This window comes from Halomonas sp. 707D4 (genome assembly GCF_024158685.1).
Classification (GTDB): domain Bacteria; phylum Pseudomonadota; class Gammaproteobacteria; order Pseudomonadales; family Halomonadaceae; genus Vreelandella.
Window position 1 is genome coordinate 1 of the sequence record NZ_JAMZBD010000310.1, and the last position, 3,807, is coordinate 3,807.

The 3,807-nt window shown below is 66.8% G+C and carries 5 protein-coding genes and 1 pseudogene; 3 read left to right on the top strand and 3 right to left on the bottom strand.

What is annotated here, in order from left to right:
- The 3 genes and pseudogenes from BIS11_RS12645 to BIS11_RS12655 all read left to right on the top strand — a co-directional run.
- Positions 1-207, top strand: a pseudogene (locus BIS11_RS12645) (class I poly(R)-hydroxyalkanoic acid synthase); the annotation flags it as partial.
- Between the two features lie 172 nt (positions 208-379).
- Positions 380-826, top strand: a complete 447-nt coding sequence (locus BIS11_RS12650) for a copper chaperone PCu(A)C (RefSeq protein ID WP_253420851.1) — start codon at positions 380-382, stop codon at positions 824-826.
- Positions 827-872: 46 nt separating this feature from the next.
- On the top strand, positions 873-1,442 hold the full coding sequence (locus tag BIS11_RS12655; protein ID WP_253420847.1) for an SCO family protein: 570 nt from the start codon (positions 873-875) through the stop codon (positions 1,440-1,442).
- A 79-nt stretch (positions 1,443-1,521) separates the two neighbouring features.
- Here BIS11_RS12655 and BIS11_RS12660 read toward each other — a convergent pair whose 3' ends face one another.
- The 3 genes from BIS11_RS12660 to BIS11_RS12670 form a co-directional block, all read right to left on the bottom strand.
- Positions 1,522-1,860 (bottom strand): hypothetical protein, encoded by a 339-nt coding sequence (locus tag BIS11_RS12660; protein ID WP_253420844.1) that lies wholly within the window; start codon positions 1,858-1,860, stop codon positions 1,522-1,524.
- A gap of 74 nt (positions 1,861-1,934) precedes the next feature.
- Positions 1,935-3,413 carry an apolipoprotein N-acyltransferase gene (gene lnt / locus BIS11_RS12665; protein ID WP_253420841.1) on the bottom strand — a complete coding sequence of 493 codons (1,479 nt, stop codon included), beginning with the start codon at positions 3,411-3,413 and terminating at the stop codon, positions 1,935-1,937.
- Positions 3,414-3,442: 29 nt separating this feature from the next.
- The coding region (locus tag BIS11_RS12670; RefSeq protein ID WP_301286455.1) for a transporter associated domain-containing protein at positions 3,443-3,807 on the bottom strand (365 nt) is incomplete at its 5' end.

Sequence of the window (3,807 nt, forward strand, 5' to 3'; positions counted from 1 at the left end):
GCGTGGCTCGAGGGCGCCCAGTACCACGACGGCTCCTGGTGGCCCCACTGGCAGGCGTGGATGACCCAGAACGGCTACGTGGATACGCACAAGCAGGTGGACGCGCGGGTGCCGGGCAGTGGCGCACTCGGGGTCATCGAGCCGGCACCGGGGCGCTACGTGCGCCAGAGCATTCCCGAGGTGCTCGGCGAGATGCCCGGGTCCTAGCCATTGCACCACGCCCCGCAGCCCGGCCCGAGCGGTTTTGAAGCGATGTGCGGCTAGACAAATTGTCGCAGCGCGATGGCAGCTCGCTCAAAGAGCGCTAAGGTAGCGAACCCCGACTATTCTGGCGGCCCGGGCCGCCGACCATTCGTTTTGGAATCAGTGGAGAGCATCCATGCGTAAAGCCTTCGATTACGCCCGTCGCACGGCGCTGGCAGGAGCGTTCGTGCTCGCCGGCGCGGCCGGCGCCCAGGCAAGCGACCTGCGCGTCGCCAATGCGCGTCTGAGCCTGCTGCCCGGCGCCACCCCGGGGGCAGGCTATTTCGATATCGTCAACGAAGGGGCGTCGCCCATCACCCTGACCGGTGCCGAGAGCGAGGCGTTCGAGGCGGTCGAGATGCACGAAAGCAGTGAACACGACGGCATGGCGCACATGCACGGCGTCGACAGCATCGAGATCGGCCCCGGTGAAACGTTCAGCTTCGCGCCGCGCGGCCACCACCTGATGTTCATGGGCCGGCTCGCGCCGCTGGCCGAAGGCGACGAGGTCGAGGTGACCCTCGATATCGACGGCGAACCGCTGCCCGTCACGTTCGAGGTAGTCTCGCCGGTTTCGTTGTGATCCAACCCCCGAGTGAATCCAGAGAACGTCTCGCATGATGAAAAGAATGCTTTGGCCACTCGTTGCCGCAGCCCTGCTGGCAGGCTGTGCCGACGAGGAGTTTCGCACCACCGATATCGAGGAGATCATGCCGCCGCTCGAGTTCGCGTTGACCGATGGTGACGGCGAGCCCGCCCGCGCGGAGGATTACCGCGGCAAGACCACGCTGGTCTACTTCGGCTATACCCAGTGCCCGGACGTCTGCCCGCTGACGCTGGCGCGTTTCGCCTCGATCTTCAACGAGCTCTCCGAGGCCGAACGTGACGACGTGCAGATGCTGTTGATCTCGGTGGACCCCGAGCGCGATACCCCCGAGGTGCTCAAGCGCTACACCGGCGCCTTCGGGCCCGCGTTCACCGGCCTGACCGGCGACAAGGAGGAGATCGACGCGCTGACCAATCGCTACCGCATCGCCTACAGCTTCGAGGAGCCCAACGAGCGCGGCGATTACATCGTCAACCACTCAAGCGCCGTGTTCGCCTTCAACGCCGAGGGCCAGCCGCGCTTTCTGGTGCGCGACCCGCACTCCGACCAGGACGTGCTCGCCGACCTTCGCCAGGTGATCGAGGAAGGCTGAGTCTTTCGGTTCGCAGTGATGCAAAAAAGCGCCTATCGAAGGCGCTTTTTTCATGTCCGGCGGTATGAGCGGCGAGGCGCTAGCAGACCGAGGAGAGTCCGCAGTTGGCGGTATAGGCGCGCGAGTTGACGTCCAGTACCAGCCGCCGGTTGGTGGTGTCGTAGAAGAACGAGGCGAGCCCGTTGGCCGACTCGTCGGTGCGGTAGAGCCCGCAGACACCGTAGCCGTACTGGATTTCCTGGAGCTGGGAGAGCTCGACCGTCGAGGCGGTGCCGAGTTCGGCGGCGATCGCCGCGCGAATCTCCTGGTCGACCTTGCCGGCGGAGAGCGCCTGGTTGCCGAAGATGGCCGCGCCCACGATCGCCGTGAAGGCGAGCGGGGCGACGACCAGCAGTAAGAAGGGGCGAGATGTGAGCATGGCGCCATTATGCCAAGCCCCCGGGGGCAGTCAAGCGGCCCGCTTGGGCCAAAATGCCGCACCGGGGGAAGGCGTCAAAGCAGCGTCTTGTGCGTTCGGCGCCCGACGACGATGCCCGCCACGCTCATCAGCAGCGCCAGCAGCCAGGCGGGGAGGCTGCCCAGGCGGGTGAAGGGCGTCTGCCCCTGCATGGCCTGGAATTCACCCAGCAGGGCGGTGGCCTCGAACTGCGGTGCACGGGCGACGATATCGCCCTGGGCATCGATGATCGCGGTGATGCCGTTGCTGGTGGCGCGCAGCACGAAACGACCGTTCTCCAGCGCCCGCAGGCGAGCCATCTGCAGGTGCTGGTGCGGGCCGATGGAGGCGCCGAACCAGGTGTCGTTGGAGATCGTGACGATCACGTCGCTTTCCAGCGCACGCCGGGCGACCAGCTGCGGGTAGATGATCTCGTAGCAGATGGCGTTGCCGATGCGCAGGTCACCCGCCTGCATCGGTACCTGGACGGCGTCGCCCTTGGTGAAGCTCGACATGGGAAGATCGAAGAAGTCGATCGCTCCGCGCAGCACGCTTTCCAGCGGCAGGTACTCGCCGAAGGGCACCAGGTGCTCCTTCTGGTAGCTGCCGGCGACGTCGCCCACGCCGATCACGCTGTTGAAGTAGCGGTTCTCTTCATCGAGCTGGACGATGCCGGTCAAGAGCGCCGTCTCCGGCGAGAGTGTTGCCTGGATGCGTTCGAGCACCGGGCGCGCCTGGTACTCGAACATCGGCACCGCGGTTTCCGGCCAGATGATCAGGTCGGCCTCGTCGGCGACCGAGCGGGTCAGGTCGCTGTAGATGTTGGCGGCGGCGCGCTGGCCTTCCGGCGTCCACTTGATCAGCTGGGAAAGATTGCCCTGCAGCAGCGCCACGCGCGTCGGCTCGCCGACCGGCGTGGTCCAGCCGCTGGGCAGTGCCAGCGGGAAAAGCCAGATCGCGGCGAGCGGCAGCGCCGCCCAGAAGCGTCGGGCCAGCACGTAGACGCCGAGGGTGCCGCTGAGCGCCACCAGCAGCGAGAGCAGATACACGCCCCCCAGCGGCGCCCAGCCGGCCAGCGGCGCGTCGACGTAGCCAGAGCCCAGCAGCAGCCAGGGAAAGCCGGTGAAGAGATAGGTGCGCAGCACCTCGCCCAGCACCCAGATGCCCGCGAAGCTGGCGAAGGCCAGGCGAGGCCCGGCGAAGCGGCGGTAGGCCCAGAAGGTCAGCGCGTAGAACAGCGCCAGCACGCAGACGAACAGCCCGGTCAGGAAAAGCGCCAGCGGCACGCCCGTGTAGCCGTAGTCGTGAATCGAGACGTAGACCCAGGAAGCGCCGGTGGCGAACAGCGCCACCCCGAAAACCCAGCCCTTGAACGCGGCCTGGGCGGGGGTGAGGCGCTGCAGGCCGGCGAAGACGAGACCGACGGCGACCGGCCCCAGCCACCAGAGTTCGAAGGGCGAAGTGGTCAGGGTGAGGAAGCCGCCCGCGACCAGGGCGGCGAGCAGCTGCAGGGCAAAGGGGGAGATCCTTCCCATGGCGGTATCCTGTGAAATGAAGGGCGAGGCTAGTCGACATCCGCCGTGCCGGGCGATTCATCTTCGTCCCGGTAGGCTTCGAGCAGGCGAATGCGCCGATTGTCGGCGTTGAGCACGACGAAGCGCCAGCCGCCGAGGGTGGTGTGCTCGCCGCGCCCGGGCAGGTGGCCGAACTGCTGCATCACCAGCCCCCCGACGGTATCGAACTCGTCGTCGGAGAAGTCGGTGTCGAAGCGCTCGTTGAAATCCTCGATGGGGGTCAGCGCGCGAATGGCGTAGCGGCCGTCGTCCAGCGTCCGGATGGCATCGTCCTCGTCGGTGTCGTGCTCGTCCTCGATGTCGCCGACGATCTGCTCGAGAATGTCCTCGATGGTGACGATGCCCGCGGTACCGC

Coding starts and splice junctions, on each gene's coding strand:
- lnt (WP_253420841.1), bottom strand. CDS start 3,413: ATGGGAAGGATCTCCCCCTTTGCCCTGCAGCTGCTCGCCGCCCTGGTC.
- BIS11_RS12655 (WP_253420847.1), top strand. CDS start 873: ATGCTTTGGCCACTCGTTGCCGCAGCCCTGCTGGCAGGCTGTGCCGAC.
- BIS11_RS12650 (WP_253420851.1), top strand. CDS start 380: ATGCGTAAAGCCTTCGATTACGCCCGTCGCACGGCGCTGGCAGGAGCG.
- BIS11_RS12660 (WP_253420844.1), bottom strand. CDS start 1,860: ATGCTCACATCTCGCCCCTTCTTACTGCTGGTCGTCGCCCCGCTCGCC.